Genomic DNA, 21,319 nt, shown 5'->3' with positions numbered 1-21,319 from the left:
CCGACGAATGACCGACAGCATGCTGCGCGCCCCCGCCGAGGTGAAGTACGCCGAGGAGCTGGACTGGCTGGAGTCCGTGGACGACGGGCCGAAGCCCTTCTCCTGGCGGCTCAGTCCCCGGATGGTGCGGCTGTTCATCCTGGGCTCCGAGCGCGCCGACGGGCTGGACCGGGAGATCCCGCAGAAGTGGTTCGGCGACCGCAGCTTCGTGGAGCGCGCCATCGTGACGCTCGCCTCGGACCGCGGCCTGCTGCTGATCGGCGACCCGGGCACCGGCAAGAGCTGGCTCGCCGAGCTGCTCTCGGCCGCCATCAGCCGGAACTCGACGCTGGTGGTGCAGGGCACGGCCGGCACCACGGAGGACCACATCAAGTACTCGTGGAACGTCTCCATGGTGATCGCCAAGGGACAGTCCCGTGAGTCGATGATCCCGTCGCCGATCATGACGGCCATGGAGCGCGGCGTCATCGGCCGCTTCGAGGAGCTGACCAGGTCGACCAGCGACGTGCAGGACGCGCTGATCTCCATACTCTCCGAGAAGTACGTGTCGATCCCGGAGCTCGACGAGGACAACACGGTGTTCGCCAGGCCGGGGTTCTCGATCATCGCCACGGCCAACAGCCGGGACCGCGGCGTCAACGACCTGTCCTCCGCGCTGAAGCGGCGCTTCAACTTCGTCCGCATCCCCGTGGTGACCAACAGGCGCAGCGAGGCCGAGATCGTCAGGTTCCGCACCGCCGAGCTGATGCGCCGGCACCGGATCGAGGTCGAGGTGCCGCCCACGCTGCTCGACATCCTGCTCCAGAGCTTCGCCGACCTGCGGGCCGCGGCGGCCTCCGCGACCAGCGACGACGAGAAGTTGGAGTCGGCGCTGTCCACCGCGGAGCAGATCGGCGTGCTGGAGGACGCCATCCTGCACAGCCAGTTCTTCGGGGACCGGGCGCTCGGGGCGCGGACGCTCGCCGGCTCGCTGGTGGGTTCGCTGGCCCGGCGCAGCCCTGAGGACCTCGCCATCCTGAACAAGTTCTGGCACGGCGTGGTCGAACCGCGGGGCAGGAAGGACGCGGACGGGCCCTGGCAGGACTTCCTGGAGGGCGGACGCGAGGCGATCGAGACCCTGTCATGACCCGGACCCGGACAGACACCCAGCGCCACTCCGCCCGACCACCGGGCGAGGGCGGCCCGTTCGGCGCGCTCCGGGAGCAGCTGCGGGCCGCGGCAGACGCCTTCGCGGGGGATCCGGGGGCGGTGCCGGGCATCCTCGCCGGCATGGTCGACGACGTCGACCGCGCGCTCGGCGAGGAGCTGGAGATCATGCCGGTGTGTCACCATTCGCCGGCCTCGGCCCTGGCGATGGCCCGCCGGCTCCGCGAGAAGCGCCCCCAGGTCGTCTACCTGGAGCTGTGCGAGGATCTGCGCCCGCTCCTCGACGAGCTGCGCAACTGCCGCCTGCCCGTGGCGTTGCAGGCGTTCGCGACCGAGCTCGACGGCTTTCCCACCGCCTGGTCGCCGCTGAGCGTGGTGGCGCCCGTCACCGAGGCGTCCGCCGAGTACCAGGCCGTCGCCTACGCCCTGGACACGCCGGGCGTGGAGCTGGTGCTGGTGGACCGCTCCGCCGACCACGTCTTCCAGTGGCAGCCGCGGGATCCCGAGCCGCCGGCCGAGCCCGCGGCGCCCGCCGCCGAGGAGGCCGCCGCGCCGCCCGACGAGGCGGCGCTGCACGGCGACGCCGTCGGCGTCGAGATCGGCGACCTGCGGCCGCGCTTCGCCGAGTTGGAGCAGCACCTGCTGCACCACGGCAGGGTCAGGCACTGGTCCGAATGGTGGGACCAGTACGTCGAACGGCCGCTGGCCGGCGCCGACCACGACACCTACCGGCAGGTCCTGGTGATGATCGGCAGCCTCTTCCGGCGGCTGCGGCCCGACGGCGACGCGCGCGACGCGAGGGACGAGGACCGCGAGCGGTACATGTGGACCCGGATGCGCGAGCACCTGGCCGCCTCGGGCGCCGACCCGGCGCGCTGCGTGTACGTCTGCGGCGCGTACCACGCGGCCAGCCGCGTCCCGGAGTTCGGCCTCGCCGGCACGGGCGCGGATGCGGGCGCGGACGCGGGGGAGGAGTCGGGTGCGGAGCCGTTCCGGATCAGCCCGCGCACCGGCACCGACTGGCGGTACGGGCTCATCCCGTCCAGCCACTCCGCCATCGAGGCGCAGTTCGGGCTCGCCCCCGGATCCGTGTCGATCGCCGCCGCCACCTGGGCCAAGTCGCTGAAGCGGCACCGCGTCCAGCCGTTCCGGTTCGGGAGCGCCCGGCGGGGCGGCGCGGGTCGGGCCGCCGCGAACGTCGCCGCGGCCGGCGAGGCCGTCACCGACCGGCTGTCCGGGTTCCTGGCGAGCGCGCCCGAGCCGGGCGGGCTCGACGAGTCCGAGCTGCGCGCCTGGTGCGTCGACATCGTGCGGCTGGCCCGCCGCAACGGGTACCTGGCCAGCACCGCCGACGCCATCGCGGTGTTCGAGACCTCGGTGCTGCTCGCCGGCATGCGCGGCCGCGCGCGCCCCACCCCGTACGACTTCGAGGACGCCGCGGTCACCTGCATCGAGAAGGACACCGTGCCGGGCCGCCGCGACGTGCGGCGGCTCTGCGAGATCCTGCTCGGCGGCGACCGGGTCGGCACCGTCGGCTACGACTCGCTGCCGCCGCTGGCCCGCGACGTGCTGGACCGGCTCGCGCCGCTCGGGCTCAACCTCACCGCCCGCACCAACCAGCGGGCGCTGCTCGACCTGGAGGCCGACCCCGGACTGCGGCCGTGCTCCGACCTGCTGTGGATCCTGCGCCGCCTGCTGGGTGACGTGGCCCGCCCCATCATGGGCACCCGGCGGCTCGGCGAGCGGTCCATCCAGGAGAGCTGGGACCTGGCGCTCGGCCGCAACCAGCGGGCCCTCGTCGAGCTCGGCTACGAGGGCGTCACCATCGAGCAGGTGCTGGAACAGCGGCTGCGGCGCGACGCGTGGGCTCCCAGGGCCACGGCGGCGGGCGCGCTGGAGGCCGTCGAACAGGCCGTCGTCTACCTGGGCGGCGGCCGGCTCGCCGACGATCTCGGCGCGCGAGCCGTGGAGTTGCTCGCCGCCGAGCGCACCGTGGACGACGCGCCCCGGGTGCTGCGCCAGACCCGCCGGCTGCTGGCCCACTACCGCGCCACCGAGGCGGGGCCGCCGCCGTGGTGCGAGCGGTTCGTCACCGCCGGGTACGCCCACTACTGCACGCTGCTGCCCACCGCCTGCGCCGCCGAGGAGGACGGCGTCCGCCAGGTGGCCGCGATGCTCGGCTTCCTCTTCGGCATGGAGAGCTTCGCGCTCTCCCTCGGCTGCGACCGCGTCCAGCTCGAGCTCGCGGTGCGCCAGTCCCACCCCGAGGCGCCGGACAAGACGGCGCTGCTGTGGGCCGCCAGGCGACGGCTCGGCCTGCTCACGCCGGACGAGCTGCGCGGGCGCTGCGACGAACTGCTCGACAACCCGCTGGTGATACCGGCGTTCCCGCGCTATCTGACCGGCTTCCTGCACGCCCTGGAGCCGGTGCCGTCGCTGGCGCCCTTCGTCGTCGAGCTGATGTCCAAGGCGTTCGCCCGGCTGCCCGACGCTGTGCTGCTGCCCTGGCTGCCGGGCCTGATCGGCACGCTGCGCGCCGAGGCCCGGGACCTCGTTCCGGTGCTGGTGCGGGAGGCGGGCCGGACCTTCCCCGGCGCCCTGCCCGCCCTCGACGCCTGGCTGCCGCCCTGGTCGGCGGCGCCCGCGGAGCCGGCCGGTGGTCCGGCGCGCGGTCCGGCGGTCGGCGCCGCCCGGTCACCCGCGGCGGACCTGCTGGCCGGCCATCCGGCGGCGTGCGACGCCGTGGCCGCGCTGCTCGGCCACGACGCCCCCTGGCGGACACCCGCCCCCACCCCCGCCGCGCCGCACGCGGAGACGACCACGCTGCTGACCCGCCACCCCGACACCGCGACCGCCGTCGCCCACCTCCTGGCCCCGGCCGGGGCCGGCTAGCCGCGCCGGGCGCCGGGATCAGGGGGTCGAAGGGGGGGCACGGGGGCGCCGGCCGCGCCTCAGGGGTTGGCGTCCCTGATGGCGCGCAGCACGGCGTTGGCCAGGGCGGCCCGCAGCGTGGGGAGGAAGTCGCCCGCCTCCGTGGCGGTCAACCAGGGGTCCATGGTGCACGAGATCAGGTGGGTGATCGGGTCCGCCGCCGGGGCGCCGGCCACCCCGAGCCGGTCCATCAGCCGGCCCACGTAGGCCCGCCCGTACAGCCGCGGGTCGAGCCGGGAGCCGCTGAGGATCAGCTCGGGCCGCTCCTCGGGCGCCGGCATGCCCTCGGCGGCGGCCAGCTCTTCGGGGACCATCAGCCGCTCGGCGAGCAGCTGGTTGATCCGGTTCGCCGTGGCCAGGTTCGGGTTCGGCTTCCCGGTCGCCTCATCCCTGGCGTTGAACGCGTAGGCGACGATCGTCTGGTCGGAGCCCAGCTGGGCGAGCAGCCGCATCGCCTCCTCGTCGCCCATGATCTCCTCGTTGGTCCGGGGCACGATGAGTTCCCGCACCCGCACCAACTCGTCGTGCAGCGCCGCCGCGTCGCCCGGATGACGGCGCTCCGCGGGCAGCCGCTGGAACGGCACGACGAGCAGCCCGGGATGGTCGAGGCCCAGCGTCACCACGGCCGCGTACAGCCGCTTGCTGTTGAACAGCGTCTGCCCGAGCAGCCTGCCGTAGCCCCGCTCGTCGGTGGTGATCAGCCGGTGACTCAGGTACACGCCGGCCGCCGCGGCCCCCGGCTTGGAGCCCTCGACGCCGAACAGCCCGACGCCCGTGGTCCCCGCCCCCTGGTCGAGGTAGGGCGCGGAGAACGCCACCAGGTTCCGCTGCGTTCCGTCGCGATAGCACAGCGCGCCCGCCGGATACGGCGCGAACCCGGCCTTGTGCGGGTCGATGGTGATCGAGTCGGCCTGGCCCAGCCGGTCGTACTGCCGGTTCACGTGGTCGCTCATCAGCAGGTCGGGCGTGTACCCCGAACGGTGCCCGTCGGGGTGCGGCGTCCGCCGGCGCCGGATCGCGGCGAAGTACCCGCCCCACGCGGCGTCCGCGTGCACCGGGAAGGAGACGTTCCGCTCGTGGAACTCCTCCCGCACGTCCAGCATCCCGTCCAGCGGGTCCACGGCGCTCTGCTCGGTGCTGCCCAACACCGCGACGGCGCAGACCACCGGACGCCTGTCGCGCACGCAGCCCGCCAACTCCATCCGCAGGCTGCCCAGGTCGGCCCGCGCGTCCAGGTCCACGGCGACCGGGATCAACCCGCCCTGGCCGAGGCCGAGCACGGCCGCGGCCTTCGGCCAGGAGTAGTGCATCGTCGCCGTCACCAGCACCGCCGGATCCCCCACGTCGTCGCCCAGCAGGCGCCGCCGGAAGGCGTCGAGGCCCAGGTACTGCACGGTGTAGGCGTTGATCAGCGCCAGGTCCTCGCGGGCCACGCCGAGCGCGGTCATCCGGGCCGGGAGCGCCAGCACCTCGCCGACCGGCAGGTTGACGCCCTGCCAGGCGTCCAGGTCGAGCAGCGGCAGCTCGTCGCGGCCGTTGGCCAGCCGCACGGTGAGCCCGCGCGCGGCGCCCAGCGCGTGCGGATGGCGCCGGATCGCCTCGGCCACGGCGAGCGGGTAGTACGTCAGGTTGCGCGCCGACCAGAGTGCCTCCAGGTTGGCGACGGTGCCGTCGCACGTGACGTGTCCCCACGGCTCCGGCGCGCCGGGCGCGGCGTACCCCAGCAGGCGGCAGAGGTCGCGGCCGACCTCCTCCTCCAGCCGGGTGGTCACCGGGGAGCCCTCCAGGGCGACGTTGTTGGGGTTGTACAGCATGGCCGCGAAGTAGCCGGCCAGCGCGGGCAGCGTGACGTCCCAGTTCATGTGGGCCTGGTACCGGTAGCTGAAGAACGGCACCGAGCCGCGCAGCCGGTCCAGCAGCCGGCGGTACTCCCGCTCCATGGTGGCCACGCTCCGCCGGTACGCCGCCGAGTCCTTGACGTCACGGGTGACGTACACCGGGTCGCCCGGGTAGAACTGCCGGCGGTCCTCGCAGTGCGACGCGATCGCCATGTCGATCAGCGAGGTGAGCACCTCCTGGTTCTCGGCCAGCGGCCCGAGGAACCAGGCGGCGAGCGAGTCGCTGCCGGGCGCGCGGGTGAGGTCGAGCTCGGCGGCGAGTGCGGACGCGGCGGTCAGGCGCTCGCGTGGGGTGTCCCGGATGGTCACGACGGCTCTTTCGATCGGGCGGCCCGCGACGGACGCCCGCCGCGAGGGGTGCCCCGCACTGTTTCCCGCCCCGGACCGCGCGCACCGCGCCCGTGCGGGTGAAATCGACGGGCGAACCTTGACGCCGGCCGGGCTCGGGGCCCATGAGCCGCTGCGGCGAGCAGCCCGTCGCTCCGGTTCGCCACGCCCGACCGACGGAGACGCGACGGCGCGTCAGGCGGTGACCACGACCCCCCTGTGGTTGGCCCACGCCTCGGCCGCCTCCGCCATCGCCCTGAGCCAGGACTCCTCGGGTCGCCGTGTGGCGGCCGTCCAGTACATGCGTGTGGTGGCAGCCGCGAAGGCGTCGATGGCATGCGGATCGGCCTCGGTCCACGCCTCACAGCGAGCCGCCCACGACTCGGCAGCCTCGGGAGTATGGCCGGACGAGACGAGCTGCACGACGAGAACCGCTGGATCGATGAAAGCCGCCCCTCGTGAAGGGCCAGCCCAGTCCACCACCCAGGCCCCCTGCTCCGCGATGATGAAGTTGTCCGGGTTGATATCCACGTGAAGCAGTGCGTCACCCCGGAACAGCTCGGCTTCCGCCTCGTCGCCCACGAAGCGATCCCATCGCCTCTCATGCCACCGGTGGGCGACCTCGGGAAGGCCAAGCGCCCCGATGCGGTTCATGAGACCGACCACAACGGGTAGGTCAGCGGAATCTACGCCGAAATCAGCTCGCCGGCCGTCCACGGCCTCGAACCCCAGAACGATCCATTCGTCGTTCTCGGCCTGCCACAGCACCGGCGGCGAGATCGGCTGGACGAACGGGTTGATGGCCAGCTCGCAGCGAATGGAGACGCGACGCATTCCCTCGTTCCGAACAGCTTTGACGAAGAAGGTGCCGTTCTCACATCTGAGCACCGCGACCAGATCCGCGCTGAAGCCGCGTGGTGGTCGGACGTCTGCCACGTGTCCCGTGTATGGATGCATCAGCGCCTGGAGTTCAGGCGTGGGGAACTGCATGCTCATCTCCTCGGGTCACACCCACTCAACGGCCCGGGGCCGCAGTAGTTGTCGGGCTCACACGGCTTCGCGGAGGAATCGTGTCGGGCTGACAGTCATGGTCGTCGGAGCCACCACCGCCGTGAGCGCTGCGGACCAGTAAGAGTCAGTTGGCGAGGATCGAGTCCGGCGAGCAGATGGCGCCTCCGGGCCTCTCCGAGCACTTCGACCGTGTGTTCGGCAGGAGCGGCTGGCGTCCAGCAACCCGCCTCATGTGTGGGCGATTCTGGACGAGGGCGTTCTACGCCGCGAGATCGGTGGGTCGCAGGTCATGTATAACCAGTTGGCCAAGCTGCTCCCGCTGGTGGACACTCCAACCAGCAAGGTCCAGGTGTTGCCGTACAACCATGGCGCCCATCCGTTCCTCGGTGGTTCGATGACGTTGCTCAAGCTCTCCGGTGGCAGGGAAGTCGCCTACGAGGAGGGCATCGACGTGGGACGGCTCTACGAGGATTCGGGCCAGGTTGAGCGGCGCAAGCGTGTCTACGATGAGCTACGGGCGCACGCCCTCTCACCCAGGGAGTCGGCGGCCCTGATCCGTAAGTTGATGGAGGAGTACAAGTCGTCATGCGAGCCTCACGACCAGACCTGAGTGCTGTGGCGTGGCGCAGGTCGAGCTACTCGAACACCAGCGGGGGTAACTGCCTTGAGGTCGCTGACGGCTTCCCCGGCGCTGTTCCCGTCCGGGACAGCAAGAACCCCGGCCCGGCCCTGGTTGTGTCCGCTGATGCCTGGGCGGCGTTCGTGGCGGAGATCAGGCGCTGAGGCGAGGCCGGCCCGGGTGACGTACGGCCGGGTCCCCGGGGTAGAACTGCCGGCGGTCCTCGCAGCGTGACGCGATCGCCATGTCGATCAGCGAGGCGAGCGCCTCATGGTTTTCGGCCAGCGGCCCGAGGAGCCAGGCGGCGAGCGAGTCGCTGCCCGGCGCCGCCCGGAGGGCCCGGGAGCGCCGCCGCCGCTCCCGACCAGGGACGCCGCCGGGCCGCGAACGCCGGGCGCGACGCGAGGGGTTGACGGGGCGGGGCGGCTGGCATACGTTCCGCGCAGATCAGTATTCCGAACCATGTTCGTCATGTCGAACATGAGAGCCGCCCCCCACCGGACCACCGTTCCGAGACGCCGCCTCCGGCGGCGGCCTCGCGTCGGCTGATCCCGCCGCCGGAGCCGACCGGCGGCCGTGTCCTCGCGGTCCCCAGGGGTCGGACGACTCGCGGGACGTTGATCCTCGTGTCCCGTTCGCGCGATCGGGGCGCGATCACTGCTCGCCGCCGCCGGCCGCCGTGCCGGCAAACTTGGGAGCGCTCCCAAAACGGGCGCTCCCGCTCGCCGAATGAAACGTTTTTGTTCGAACGAGTTCGTTGAGGGAGCCGCCATGACCCGGCCGAGCACGACGCACCCGCGCGCGAAGGCGCGCAGACGCAGACACGTTGGTCTGCTCCTCGCCCTGATCGCCCTCGTCCTCTCCGGAGGCACCGTCGCGGCGCCGCATCCCGCCGCGGCGGCCCCGGCGATCGACCCGAACGCCAACTACGCGCTGGTCAACCGGCACAGCGGGATGGCGCTCGACCTGTACAACTTCGCCACCAACGACGGCGCCGACATCGTGCAGTGGACCCGCAACGACGGGGCCTGGCAGCAGTGGCGGTTCGTCGACGTCGGCGGCGGCTACTACGAGATCAGGTCCGTGCACAGCGGCAAGGTCCTCGACGTGCAGGACGCCTCGACCGCGGACGGGGCCGGGGTCGTGCAGTGGACCGACCTGAACCGGGCCAGCCAGCAGTGGCGGTTCGTCGACTCGGGCGACGACTACGTGCGGCTGATCAACCGCAACAGCGGCAAGGCGCTCGACGTCCTGGACTTCTCGACCGCCAACGGCGGCCAGATCATCCAGTGGCCCGACCTGAACGGCCCCAACCAGCAGTGGGAGCTGGTCAAGGTCGGCGCCTCCTCCGGCACGTTCACCAACCCGATCAAGAACAACGGTCCCGACCCCTGGCTGCAGTACCACGACGGGTACTACTACCTGGCCACCACGACGTGGAACTCCACGATCACCATGCGCCGTTCGCAGACCCTCGCCGGCCTGCGGAACGCCCAGGACCAGACGATCTTCAACCTGTCCGGCATGCCCAACGGCTGCTGCAACATGTGGGCCCCCGAGTTCCACCTGCTCGACGGCCCCAACGGCCCCCGCTGGTACCTCTACTACGTCGCCGGGCAGAACGTCTCGGACTACAACCCCACGCAGCGGCTGCACGTGCTGGAGAGCGAAGGCACCAACCCCATGGGCCCGTACCACTTCAAGGCGGACCTGAACGCGAACGCCTGGGAGCTGGACGCGAGCATCCTGGAGGTGGGCGGCCGGCTCTACCTGCTGGGCAGCGGCATCGACGGCACCCAGAGCCTGACCATCACGCCGCTGAGCAACCCGTGGACCACCAGCGGTTCGCGGCGCACCATCAGCTCCCCGACGTACTCCTGGGAGACGCAGTCGGGTTCCGTCAACGAGGGCGCCGAGGCGCTCTACCACGACGGCGAGGTGATGATCGTCTACTCGGCCAGCGCCTGCTGGGGCCCCGACTACAAGCTGGGCCTGCTCACCCTCACCGGTAACGACCCGCTCAGCCGCTCCAGCTGGACCAAGCATCCGAACCCGGTCTTCCAGCGCAACGACGCGGCCGGCGTGTACGCCCCGGGCCACAACGGGTTCTTCACCTCGCCCGACGGCACCGAGGACTGGATCGTCTACCACGCCAACAGCTCGGCCAGCGGCGGCTGTGACATGAACCGGTCGACCCGCGCCCAGCAGTTCACGTGGAACGCCGACGGCACGCCGAACTTCGGCACCCCGGTGCCCAACGGCGTCGCCCTGACGTCGCCGTCCGGCGAGTAGCCGCAGCCGCTCACCAGAACCACACGTACCCCCAAGGAGACCGCACCATGTCCGAGACCCCCGAGTCCCGCCCGACGCCCGGCGCGTCGTCGCCGTCCCGGCGCCGGCTGCTGAGCGCCGCCCTGGCGACCGGCGCCCTGACCACGACGTCCGTCATCGGCGCGAACGGCCTCGCCCGGGCCGCCGCCGCGGGCCCCCGGCCGCTGGCCTACCCGTTCCCCGGCGCCGTGACCGGAGACGTCACCGTCCACGACCCGAGCTTCGTCAAGCGGTCCGACGGCACGTACCTCGTCGCCCACACCGGTGACAACGTCGCCCTGAAGACGTCGTCGGACCGCACGGCGTTCCGCAACGCCGGCTCGCTCTTCCCCAACGGCGCTTCCTGGACGAGCAGTTACACGGGCGGTTCGCGCAACCTCTGGGCGCCGCACCTCTCGTACCACAACGGCCAGTACTACTGCTACTACTCGGCCTCGACGTTCGGCTCGAACCGGTCGGCCATCTTCCTGGCGACCAGCTCCAGCGGGTCCTCCGGCTCCTGGGCCAACCAGGGCCTGGTGATCGAGAGTTCCTCGTCGAACGACTACAACTGCATCGACCCGCACCTCGCCGTGGACCAGAGCGGCGCCTGGTGGCTGGCGTTCGGCTCGTTCTGGTCGGGCATCAAGATGATCTCCATCAACCCGTCCACCGGGAAGCGCTCCGGCAGCTCGCTGTACTCCATCGCCGGGCGCGGCGGCGGCGCCATCGAGGCCCCGACCATCTTCCGACACGGCAGCTACTACTACCTGTTCGTCTCGTTCGACCTGTGCTGCCGCGGCGCCGACAGCACCTACCGGGTGATGGTCGGCCGCTCCAGCAACATCACCGGACCCTACGTCGACCGCAACGGCACGGCGATGACGTCGGGCGGCGGCACCGAGATCCTGGCCGGGCACGACAACATCCACGGCCCGGGACACCAGGACGTCTTCGCGGACAGCGACTACGACATCCTCACGTACCACTACTACAACGACAACGGCACGGCGCTGCTCGGCATCAACTGGATGAGCTGGGACTCCTCCGGCTGGCCCTACGTCCACTGATCCTGGATCCCGCGCGGTCCGTCCCGCGCGGCCCGTGACGGTGCCGGTGGTCCCACGGCGGGGCCACCGGCACCTCGCGTTCGGCCCCGGTCAACGCGCGTCGAGCAGCGGCGTTCGCGGCGACCGAAAGCGGAAGCCCGAATTCCCGCCGCCTTTTCCGCGCCCCGGAAAGCGCCCGTCGGGAAGCCCTCACGAAGATCAACTGAGCAGTTGGACGCGCCCGATGCTCGATAGACTTCCTTCGTGATCTTCGGCCCTCGGGGTCCGAAGAGTGGGCGGGACGGGAGGGGCGTGTATGGGGAAGCGCGCGATTGCCGATATCTGGCCGTTGACGGCCGTACAAGAGGGCATGATCTTCCATGCGGAATACGATCCGCAGGCGACGGACGTCTATCGCGGCCAATCGATACTGGAGTTCGAAGGGCCGCTCGACCTGGGTCTGTTACGGGCCGCCTTCGAGCGGCTCACGGCCCGGCACGCCGCGCTCAGGGCCGCGTTCCGCAAGGTCGACACGGGCGAGACCGTGCAGGTCATCCTGCGCGAGGTGCGGCTTCCCTGGACCGATCTCGACCTCCGCGGCGCGCCTCCTGCGGCGGTGGAAGAAGCGATGGAACGGGAATGGCTCCACCGCTTCGACCTGGCGCGGCCACCCCTTTTACGAGTGACCGCGATCCGGCTCGGCGAACAGCGTTACCGGATGGTTCTCACCCATCACCATATTCTCTGTGACGGCTGGTCCCTCCACATTCTCGTCGACGAGCTGATCGCCCTCTACGAACGCGACTGCGACGACTCCGCACTTCCCCCGATCGCCCCGTTCCCCGAATATCTCGACTGGTTGGCACGGCAGGACAGGGATGCCACGATAGCGGCCTGGCGCCCGGTCCTTTCCGGCGTGGAACCGACCCTCGCCGCGCCCGCCAAGGGCACCACCGCGCCCGCCGACCCGGCCCACTGCCCGGTTCCCCTCACCCCGCATCTGGCCGAGGCGTTCCGAGCGCAGGCGCGCCGGCTCGGCGTGACCATGAGCACCCTGGTGCGCGCCGCCTGGGGGATACTCCTCGGCCGGCTGCACGGCCGCGACGACGTGGTGTTCGGCGCGACGACCTCCGGCCGCCCGCCGGACGTCCCCGGCGTCGACCACATCGTCGGCATGTTCCTCAACACCCTGCCGGTGCGGGTGCGCTGGCGCGAGCGGGAATCGCTCGCGGACCTCCTCCGCCGCCTGCTCGACGAGCACACCGGGCTGCTGCCGCACGAGCATCTGAGCCTCTCCGACGTGCACCAGATCACCGGCACCCGGGAGCTCTTCGACACGCTGACCGTCTTCCAGAACCTCCCGACCGACGTCCAGGGCCCCGGCCCCGGCATGGTCAGGACCCTCCGCGGCGGCCTCCGCCTCGTCGAGGCCTCGGGACGCAACGCCGCCCACTACCCCCTCCTGCTGACCGCGACGGCCGAACGCCTCCGGCTCACCTACCGGCCCGACCTGTTCGAGCACCACCAGGTCGAGACGCTGGCCGCCCGCCTGGTCCGGGTGCTGGAGCAGGTCACCGGCGACCCCGCCGCGCCCGTCGCGGAGATCGACGTGCTGCTGCCCGGCGAACGGGACCGGCTCACCGCCGGCGCCAACCTGGGGCTCCCGGCCCCGGCCGCCGGGGACACGCTGCTCGACGCCTTCGACCGGGTCGTCGCCCGCCGCCCCCGGCACGTGGCCGTCGCCGCCGGCGCCACCCGCCTCAGCTACGCCGAACTGGACGGCCGGGCCAACGCGTTCGCCCGATACCTCGCCTCCCGCGGCGTGACGCCGGGCGACCGGGTCGCGGTGCTGCTGCCCCGCTCGGCGGACCTGCTGGTGGTCCTGCTCGGCGTCGCCAAGGCGGGCGCCGCGTTCGTGCCCGTCGACCCCGACGACCCGGCCGAGCGCACCGAAACCCTGCTGGCCGACGCCGCCCCCGCCCTGGTGGTGACCGAGTCCGACCTGCGCCACGCCGCCGCCCCCGCCGTCGCCCCCGCCGTCGACTCGGCCCCGCCGGTCCGCGTCACCGCCGACTCCGCCTGCTACCTGATGTACACCTCGGGATCGACGGGCGCGCCCAAGGGCGTCACGACGACCCACGGCGCCGTCGCGGCCCTCGCCGCCGACCCCTGCTGGGGCGCCGACTTCCCCACCGGCCGGACGCTGTTCCACGCGCCCGCCACCTTCGACGCCGCCACGTTGGAGATCTGGGTGCCGCTGCTCAACGGCGGCACCGTCGTCGTGGCCCCGGCGGGCGTCGTCGAGTACCAGGAGCTGGCCGAGCTCGTGGCGGACCTCGACCTCACCGCCGTGCATCTGACGGCTGGCGTGTTCCGGGCGCTGGCCCAGGCGAGCCCGGAGTGCTTCGCCGGCCTCCGGCACGTGCTCACCGGCGGCGACGTGGTGCCCGCCGAGGCCGTCGCCCAGGTGGCCGGCGCCTGCCCCGAGGTGGAGATCCGCCACCTGTACGGCCCGACCGAGACGACGATGTGCGTCACCGTGCACACCCTCGCGCCCGGCGGCGACCGCCGTCCGGACACCCTGCCGCTCGGCGGCCCCCGCGCCGGGGTCGGCCTCTACGTGCTGGACGGGCTGCTCCGGCCCGTTCCGGCGAACGTCCCCGGAGAGCTCTACGTCGCCGGCGACGGTCTCGCGTGGGGCTACCACGGCCGGTCCGGACTGACCGCGGAGCGCTTCGTCGCCTGCCCCTTCGGCGCCCCGGCCGGGGGAAGGATGTACCGCACCGGCGACCGGGTCCGCTGGAACGACCGGGGCGAGCTGGAGTTCCTCGGCCGCGTCGACGACCAGGTCAAGATCCGCGGCTACCGCGTGGAGCCGGACGAGGTCGCCGCCGTGCTGGGCCGCTGCCCGGAGGTGGCGCAGGCGGCGGTGCTGGTCCGCGAGGGCCGCGACGGGACCCGCCGGCTGGTCGCCCACGTGGTCCCCGAGCGCCCGGGGACCCGGGTCGAGGACGCCGCGCGGCGGTTCGCGATCGAGCGGCTCCCCGCGTACCTGGTGCCCTCCGCGATCGTCGTGGTCGAACGCCTGCCGCTGACGCCGAACGGCAAGGTGGACCGGGCCGCGCTCGCCGCCCTCACCCCGAGCCCCGACCCCGACGCCTCCCCCGTCACCGCTCGCGGCGCCGAACCGGCCACGGCCGGAGGCCGGCCCACGCCCCGCACCCTCACCCCGCGCCAGGAGATCCTCTGCTCGCTCTTCGCCCAGGTGCTGAACGCCCCCGGGTTCGGCGTCGAGGACGACTTCTTCGACCAGGGCGGAGACTCCCTCTCCGCCACCCGGCTGTCCAGTCGGATCCGGACGACGCTCCGGGTCGAGGTCTCCAACCGGATGCTCTTCGAGGCGCCCTCGCCCGCCCAACTGGACCGGCGGCTCGACGGACTGGACGCCGCCCGGCCCGCCCTGCTCCCGGCCGAACGGCCCGCCCGGCTGCCGATGTCGGCCGGGCAGCGGCGCACCTGGTTCCTGCACCGCCTCGCCGGCCCCGACGAGACCAACCACATCCTGCTCTGCCTGCGGCTGAGCGGCCCTCTGGACTCCCCGGCGCTCGTCGCGGCGTGGGGCGACGTCGTCGGGCGGCACGAGATCCTGCGCACCGTCTACGGCGAGGCGGACGGCGTCCCGTACCAGCGCGTCCTGACGGACCTGGACGCCGGGGCCCACGTCACCACGGCCGAGACCGACGAGGCCGCGCTGGCCGAGACGTTGGCCGCCGAGGCCGACCACGGCATCGACCTGGCGTCCGAACTGCCCTGGCGCGCCAGCCTCCACGCCACCGGGCCGGACGAACACGTGCTGCTGCTGGTGCTGCACCACATCGCCGCCGACGGCTGGTCCCTGGGCGTCCTCACCCGCGACCTCACCACCGCCTACGCCGCCAGGACCGCCGGGCGCGCCCCGGACTGGCGGCCACTGCCCGTCCAGTACGCCGACTTCACCCTCTGGCAGCGGGAGCTGCTGCGGCACGAGGACGAACCCGAGAGCCTCTTCGGCCGCCAACTCGCCTACTGGACCACGGCCCTCGCCGACCTGCCCGGCGAACTGCGCCTGCCCACCGACCGGCCACGCCCGACCGCCGCCAGCCACCGCGGCGCCACCCTCTCCACCATCACCTCGCCCACCACCCACGCGCGGCTGCACCAGGTCGCCCGGGAATGCGACGCCACCATGGCGATGGTGACCCAGGCGGCGCTCACCGTGCTGCTGTCGCGGCTCGGCGCGGGGGAGGACATCCCGGTGGGGTCGCCGATCGCCGGCCGGACGGACGAGGCCCTGGACGACCAGATCGGCTACTTCCTCAACACCCTGGTCCTGCGCACCGATCTCGGCGGCGACCCCACCTTCGCGGAGATCGTCACCCGCACCCGGGAGACGGACCTGGCCGCGTACGCCCACCAGGACCTGCCGTTCGACCGCCTGGTGGAGGTGCTGGGGCCCGATCGCTCGCTGTCCCGCACCCCGCTGTTCCAGGTCACCTTCACCTTCCAGAACACGCCGGAGTCGCGGTTCGCCTTCCCCGGCGTCGAGGTCCGGCCCGTGCCACTCCGGACCTCGACCTCGCCCTTCGACCTGTCGCTCCTGGCCCGCGAACGCACCGAACCCTCCGGCGCGCCGGCCGGCCTCTCCTGCAACCTCGAGTACGCCACCGACCTGTTCGACGCCGACACCGCCCAGGCCCTGCTGGACCGCCTGGTGCGGGTGCTGGAGCAGGTCGCGGCGGATCCCGGCGTCCGGCTGGGCGACATCGACGTGCTGCTGGAGGGCGAACGCCACCGGGTCGTGGCGGAGTGGAACGCCACGGAGCGGGCGCTGCCGTCCGCCACCTGGCCGGAGCTGTTCCGGGAGCGCGCCGAACGGTCGCCCGACGCGCTCGCCGTGCGGTGCGGTGCCGAGTTGCTGTCCTACGCCGAGCTGGACGAGCGGGTGAACCGGCTGGCCCGGCATCTCGCCGGGCTCGGGGTGGGTGCGGAGTCGCGGGTGGGTCTGTTGCTGCCGCGGGGCGTGGACGTCGTCGTGGCGATGCTGGCGGTGTGGCGGGCCGGCGGCGCGTTCGTGCCGCTGGACCCCGACTACCCGACCGACCGGCTGGCCTTCATGGTCGCCGACAGCGGAGCCACGGTGGTGCTGGGCACCGCCGAGACACTGACGCGCATCCCGGCGGACGCCGCCCGGCGCGTGACGCTGGCGGAGGCCGAGCGCCTGGCCGCCGCCGAGTCGCTCACCCCGTCGCAAGCGGCCCTCGACCCCGCGCGGTTGGCGTATGTCATCTACACCTCGGGTTCGTCGGGGCGGCCGAAGGGTGTGGCGGTCTCGCATCGGGGTCTGGTGAATCTGGCGGAGTCGCTGCGGCCGGTGTTGGGCGTGGATGTGGGTGTGACGGCGTTGCAGTTCGCGTCGTTCAGCTTCGACGCGTCGATCCTCGACGTCGCCACCACCCTCGCGGCCGGCGGCACCCTCGCCATAGCCACCGCGGAGGAGCGGTCGGAACCCGAGGCCTTGGCGGCGATGATCCGCGAGGCCGGCGTCACCGTGGCCAGCGTCGTGCCGTCGCTGCTGGGCGCGTTGGATCCGGAGTCGGTGCCGGGGATCACCAACTGGGTACTGGGCGCGGAGAGTTTGACGTCGGAGCTGGCGTCTCGCTGGACCCCGCAGTCCCAAGTCTGGAACACCTACGGGCCGACCGAGGCCACCGTCATCACCACCGTCACTCGTGAGCCGGTCCGTTCGGGTGAGCGGGCGCCCGCGATCGGTGGTCCGATCGGCAACACTCAGGTCTACGTGCTGGACGGGTTCCTGCGTCCGGTGCCTCCGGGGGTGACGGGTGAGGTCTACATCGCCGGGCCCGGGCTCGCGCGTGGCTACGTCGGACAGCCGGGCCTGACGGCCGAGCGGTTCGTCGCCAACCCCTTCGCCAGCGCGGAGCGTATGTACCGCTCAGGCGACCTCGCCCACTGGGACCGGGCCGGCCAACTGCACTTCGACGGCCGGGCCGACGCGCAGGTCAAGCTGCGTGGCTTCCGGATCGAGTTGGGCGAGGTCGAGGCGGTGCTGGCCGCGCACGAGGCGGTTCGCGAGTCCGTGGTCGTCGCCCGCGAGGAACGCCTGGTGGCCTATCTGGTGCCGGCGGACGAGGAGTTTGACGCCGAGGGCGTGCGCCGGTTCGCCGCCACCCGCCTCCCGGAACACATGCTGCCGGCGGCGTTGGTGTCGCTGGACGCGATGCCGCTGACCCCGAACGGCAAGGTCGACCGCAGGGCCCTGCCCGCCCCCGACCTCGCCGCGCAGCCCAGCCGCGAACCGCGTACGGCGGCCGAGGCGGCGCTCTGCGGGCTGTTCGCCGAGGTGCTGAACCTTGGGGGCACCTCCCAGGCCGGCAAGGCCTGGGGGAGGGTGGGCGCCGAGGACGGGTTCTTCGAGTTGGGTGGCGACTCGATCATGTCGATGCAGCTGGCCTCCCGGGCCCGCCGCGCCGGTCTGGTCATCAGCCCGCGCCAGATCTTCGAGCACCGCACTCCCGCCGCCCTCGCCCGCGTGGCCGGCGCCACCGACGACACCGACCCCGTCCGGGGCGAGCCGGGTGTGGGCGAGGTTCCGCTGACGCCGGTGATGCACGAGATCCTGGAACGGGTCGGCGCCGACAACGTCGGCAGGGTCGTCCAGTCCACCCTGGTGGCCGCGCCCGCGGGCCTGGATCTGGGCGTGCTGATCCGTGCGGTGCGGGCCGTGGTCGATCACCACGACGTGCTCCGCGCCCGTCTCGTCACCGACGCCGATCGGCCCGTGCTCGTCGTCGGCGAGCCCGGCACGGTCGACGCCGCCGACCTCGTGACCCGTTGCGACGCCACCGGTCTGTCCCCCGACGACCTGCGCCGGGTGACGGGCGACGTCGCGCGGGAGGCCGTGGCGCGGCTGGAACCGCGGGCCGGGGTCATGCTTCAGGCCGTCTGGCTCGACCACGGGGCCGGCCGGGCGGGGCAGCTGTTGCTGGTCGCCAACCACCTGGTGATCGACACCGTCTCCTGGCAGGCCCTGCTGCCCGACCTGGCCGCCGCCTACGCCGCCGCCGACGACGGGCGGGAGATCGCCCTCGACCCCGTTCCCACGTCGTTCCGGCACTGGGCCCGTGAGCTGGCCGCCCAGGCCGACAGCCCGGAACGGCTGGCCGAAGTGCCGGCCTGGGTGGCGGCGTTGGCGGGGACCGGCCCGCTGCTGACCGGGGAGCCGGTGGATCAGACCGGCGACGAGGGTGCCCGGGTGCGGCACGCGTCGGTGACCGTTCCGGCCGAGGTGACGGCGGCGCTGCTGACGGGCGTGCCGACCGCGTTCCATGCCGGCGTCGACGACGTGCTGCTGACCGGCCTGGCCGGCGCGCTCGGCGGCTGGGGCGGGCGCACCGCGGCGGGCGGGGTCCTGGTGGACCTGGAGGGCCACGGTCGGGAGCCGCTGGGCCACGCGAACGACCTGTCTCGCACGGTGGGTTGGTTCACCAGCGTGCGTCCCGTGCGGCTCGACGCGACCTCGGTCGACCTCGCCGAGGCACGCGCGGGCGGTCCGGCCGCCGGTCGGGCACTCAAGCTGGTCAAGGAACAGCTGCGAGCCGTCTCCGGTGACGGCCTGGGGTACGGCGTCCTGCGGTACCTCAACGCCGCGACCGGCCCGATCCTGGCCGCGCTGCCCGCCGCGCGGATCGGGTTCAACTACCTCGGCCGGATGCCCGCTCCGGGCCCGGCCGGCGTGCCGACCCCCCGGGCCTGGGAGCCCGTCGGCGGTCTGGGACCCGATGGCGGGGCGGGGACCGAACTCCCCGCCCCGCACCCGCTGGAGATCACGGGCGTCGTCCACGACCAGCCCACCGGACCCGAGTTGGTGCTGAGCGTCGAGTGGCCCGAGGGCCTGCTCGGCGAGGCCGCCGTTCGGGAACTCCTGGACGGCTGGGCGGCGATGCTGGCCGGGCTGGTCGCCCATGCCGCGTCCCCGGGGGCCGGCGGGCACACGCCCTCCGACTTCCCGCTGGTCGCCCTCGACCAGGGGCAGGTCGAGGAGCTGGAGGAGTCCGTTCCGGAGTTGGAGGAGGTGCTGCCGGTCTCGCCGCTGCAGGAGGGCATGGTCTTCCACGCGGTGTTCGACGAGGAGGGCACGGACGTCTACGTCGAGCAGCTGCTGCTGGCCGTGGACGGGCCGTTGGACCCCGGCCGGCTGCGGGCGTCCTGGCAGACGGTGCTGGACCGACACGCCAGCCTGCGGGCCGGCTTCCGGCAACTTGACGGCATCGACCGGCCGCTCCAGGTCATCCCGCGCCGGGTGGGCCTGCCGTGGCGGGAGGCGGACCTGTCCGGGCTGGACGAGGCGGCCGCGGCGGCGGAGGCCGATCGGGTCGGCGTCGAGGAACGCGGTCGGCGCATGGACGTGGCCGATCCGCCGCTGCTGCGGGTGCTGCTGGTCAGGCTCGGCGAGGAGCGACACCAGTTGGTGGTGACGCTGCACCATCTGCTGCTGGACGGCTGGTCGTTGCCGCTGCTGATGCGGGAGCTGTTCGCCTGCTACGAGGCGGGCGGCAGTGCCGACGGCCTGCCGGCCGTGGTGCACCACCGGGCGTACCTGGCCTGGCTGGCCCGCCAGGACGCCGACGCCGCCCGGCGCGCCTGGCGGGAGGCGTTGCGCGGGACGGACGAACCGACGCTGGTCGCCCCGCCGGGGACGACGACCGAGCCGGCGCTCGGCACCTCCGTGACGGGCGAGGCGGGCGAGGAACTGGCGGACGCGATCCGGGCGCTGGCCCGGCGCTCCGACGTGACGGTCAACACCGTTCTGCAGGCCGCCTGGGCGGTCGTGGTCGGTCAGCTGACCGGGCGTCGCGACGTGGTGTTCGGCGCGACCGTTTCGGGCCGCCCGGCCGACCTGCCGGGCGCGGAGGACATGCTGGGCCTGTTCCTCAACACCGTGCCCGCCCGGGTCGAGTTCGACCCCGCCCAGTCCGTCCTGCGGACGCTGGCGCGACTCCAGGAGCGGCAGGCCGCGTTGCTGGACCACCAGTACCTGGGCCTGTCGGAGATCCAGCGGCTGGCCGGCCCCGGCGCCGGCTTCGACACGATGGTCGCGTTCGAGAACTTCCCCGCCGTCCCGAGGCGGCCGGCCTCCTCCTCCGGGCCGAGGTTCACCCCGACGGGCATTCGGGAGTCGACGAACTTCGCGCTCGCACTGGGTGTGAACCCGGCGGGCGAGCTGCCCTTCCGCCTGGACTACCGGCCGGACCTGTTCGACGCGGACACCGCGCGACTCCTGATCCGGCGGCTGGTGCGGGTGCTGACCCAGCTGACGGCCGATCCCGGGGGCCGGATCGGCGGGATCGACGCGTTGGACGAGGCCGAGCGCGCGCGGGTGGTGGTGGAGTGGAACGACACCGCGCGGCCGGTCGTCGGCGGCACGCTGCCGGAGGCGATCGCAGCCCGGGCCCGGCGGTCGCCGGAGGCGCCCGCGGTGCGCTCGGGCTCGGCCGCGCTGTCCTACGCCGAGCTGGACGAGCGGGCGGCCCGGTTGGCGCGGCAGCTGGCCGGGGTTGGGGTCGGTGCGGAGTCGCGGGTGGGTCTGTTGCTGCCGCGCGGTGTGGACGTGGTGGTGGCGATGCTGGCGGTGTGGCGGGCCGGCGGGGCGTTCGTGCCGCTGGATCCGGACCATCCGGCCGACCGCCTGGCATACGTGGTGCGCGACAGCGGTGCCTCCGTCGTGCTCGCGGTGTCCGAGACCCTGCACCGGGTGCCAGCGGACGCGGCGCGCGTGGTGGCGCTGGACGACGCCGAGGTGCTGGCCGCGCTTGCCGCCCGGTTCGAGGCGGCGCCGGAGCAGCGGTCCACGGACCTCTCCCCATCCCAACTGGCGTATGTCATCTACACCTCGGGTTCGTCGGGGCGGCCGAAGGGTGTGGCGGTCTCGCATCGGGGTCTGGTGAATCTGGCGGAGTCGCTGCGGCCGG

General features: G+C 73.0%; 9 protein-coding genes (1 of these 9 cut by a window edge). 7 read left to right on the top strand and 2 right to left on the bottom strand.

Annotated features, from left to right (window positions below):
• Window positions 1–7: 7 nt before the first annotated feature.
• On the top strand, window positions 8–1,126 hold the full coding sequence (locus tag ABGB06_RS04515) for an AAA family ATPase (RefSeq protein ID WP_347585513.1): 1,119 nt from the start codon (window positions 8–10) through the stop codon (window positions 1,124–1,126).
• Window positions 1,123–4,038 (top strand): hypothetical protein, encoded by a 2,916-nt coding sequence (locus ABGB06_RS04510; protein ID WP_347585511.1) that lies wholly within the window; start codon window positions 1,123–1,125, stop codon window positions 4,036–4,038. Before ABGB06_RS04515 ends, ABGB06_RS04510 begins: the two co-directional genes overlap by 4 nt.
• A 59-nt stretch (window positions 4,039–4,097) precedes the next feature.
• Here ABGB06_RS04510 and ABGB06_RS04505 read toward each other — a convergent pair whose 3' ends face one another.
• A complete protein-coding gene (locus ABGB06_RS04505; protein WP_347585509.1) occupies window positions 4,098–6,284 on the bottom strand; it encodes a pyridoxal-dependent decarboxylase in 2,187 nt (728 codons plus the stop codon).
• A 213-nt stretch (window positions 6,285–6,497) separates the two neighbouring features.
• Window positions 6,498–7,292, bottom strand: a complete 795-nt coding sequence (locus ABGB06_RS04500; protein WP_347585507.1) for a protein kinase — start codon at window positions 7,290–7,292, stop codon at window positions 6,498–6,500.
• A gap of 229 nt (window positions 7,293–7,521) precedes the next feature.
• Between ABGB06_RS04500 and ABGB06_RS04495 the strand changes: the two genes are divergently transcribed.
• The 5 genes from ABGB06_RS04495 to ABGB06_RS04475 form a co-directional block, all read left to right on the top strand.
• A complete protein-coding gene (locus tag ABGB06_RS04495; protein WP_347586536.1) occupies window positions 7,522–7,923 on the top strand; it encodes a DUF5753 domain-containing protein in 402 nt (133 codons plus the stop codon).
• On the top strand, window positions 7,899–8,096 hold the full coding sequence (locus tag ABGB06_RS04490) for a DUF397 domain-containing protein (RefSeq protein WP_347585505.1): 198 nt from the start codon (window positions 7,899–7,901) through the stop codon (window positions 8,094–8,096). Before ABGB06_RS04495 ends, ABGB06_RS04490 begins: the two co-directional genes overlap by 25 nt.
• 607 nt (window positions 8,097–8,703) lie before the next feature.
• Complete coding sequence (locus tag ABGB06_RS04485; protein ID WP_347585503.1) at window positions 8,704–10,224, top strand: RICIN domain-containing protein; 1,521 nt, start codon at window positions 8,704–8,706, stop codon at window positions 10,222–10,224.
• 47 nt (window positions 10,225–10,271) lie between these two features.
• Window positions 10,272–11,312, top strand: a complete 1,041-nt coding sequence (locus ABGB06_RS04480) for an arabinan endo-1,5-alpha-L-arabinosidase (protein ID WP_347585501.1) — start codon at window positions 10,272–10,274, stop codon at window positions 11,310–11,312.
• Between the two features lie 295 nt (window positions 11,313–11,607).
• Window positions 11,608–21,319, top strand: the start of a protein-coding gene (locus tag ABGB06_RS04475) for a non-ribosomal peptide synthase/polyketide synthase (protein ID WP_347585499.1). 17,354 nt of this gene lie beyond the right edge of the window; the window shows 9,712 of its 27,066 coding nt (coding positions 1–9,712); its start codon is at window positions 11,608–11,610; its stop codon lies off the right edge, out of view.

This window comes from Streptomyces sp. B6B3 (assembly GCF_039871525.1).
GTDB lineage: Bacteria > Actinomycetota > Actinomycetes > Streptomycetales > Streptomycetaceae > Streptomyces.
The sequence above is the reverse complement of the archived record's forward strand: the minus strand, read 5'-3'. Positions and strand labels throughout refer to the sequence as shown.

What these genes read in the sequence shown, in the direction of transcription:
- ABGB06_RS04490 (WP_347585505.1), top strand. Translation starts at nt 7,899, where the DNA reads ATGCGAGCCTCACGACCAGACCTGAGTGCTGTGGCGTGGCGCAGGTCG.
- ABGB06_RS04480 (WP_347585501.1), top strand. Translation starts at nt 10,272, where the DNA reads ATGTCCGAGACCCCCGAGTCCCGCCCGACGCCCGGCGCGTCGTCGCCG.
- ABGB06_RS04500 (WP_347585507.1), bottom strand. Translation starts at nt 7,292, where the DNA reads ATGCAGTTCCCCACGCCTGAACTCCAGGCGCTGATGCATCCATACACG.
- ABGB06_RS04515 (WP_347585513.1), top strand. Translation starts at nt 8, where the DNA reads ATGACCGACAGCATGCTGCGCGCCCCCGCCGAGGTGAAGTACGCCGAG.
- ABGB06_RS04485 (WP_347585503.1), top strand. Translation starts at nt 8,704, where the DNA reads ATGACCCGGCCGAGCACGACGCACCCGCGCGCGAAGGCGCGCAGACGC.
- ABGB06_RS04510 (WP_347585511.1), top strand. Translation starts at nt 1,123, where the DNA reads ATGACCCGGACCCGGACAGACACCCAGCGCCACTCCGCCCGACCACCG.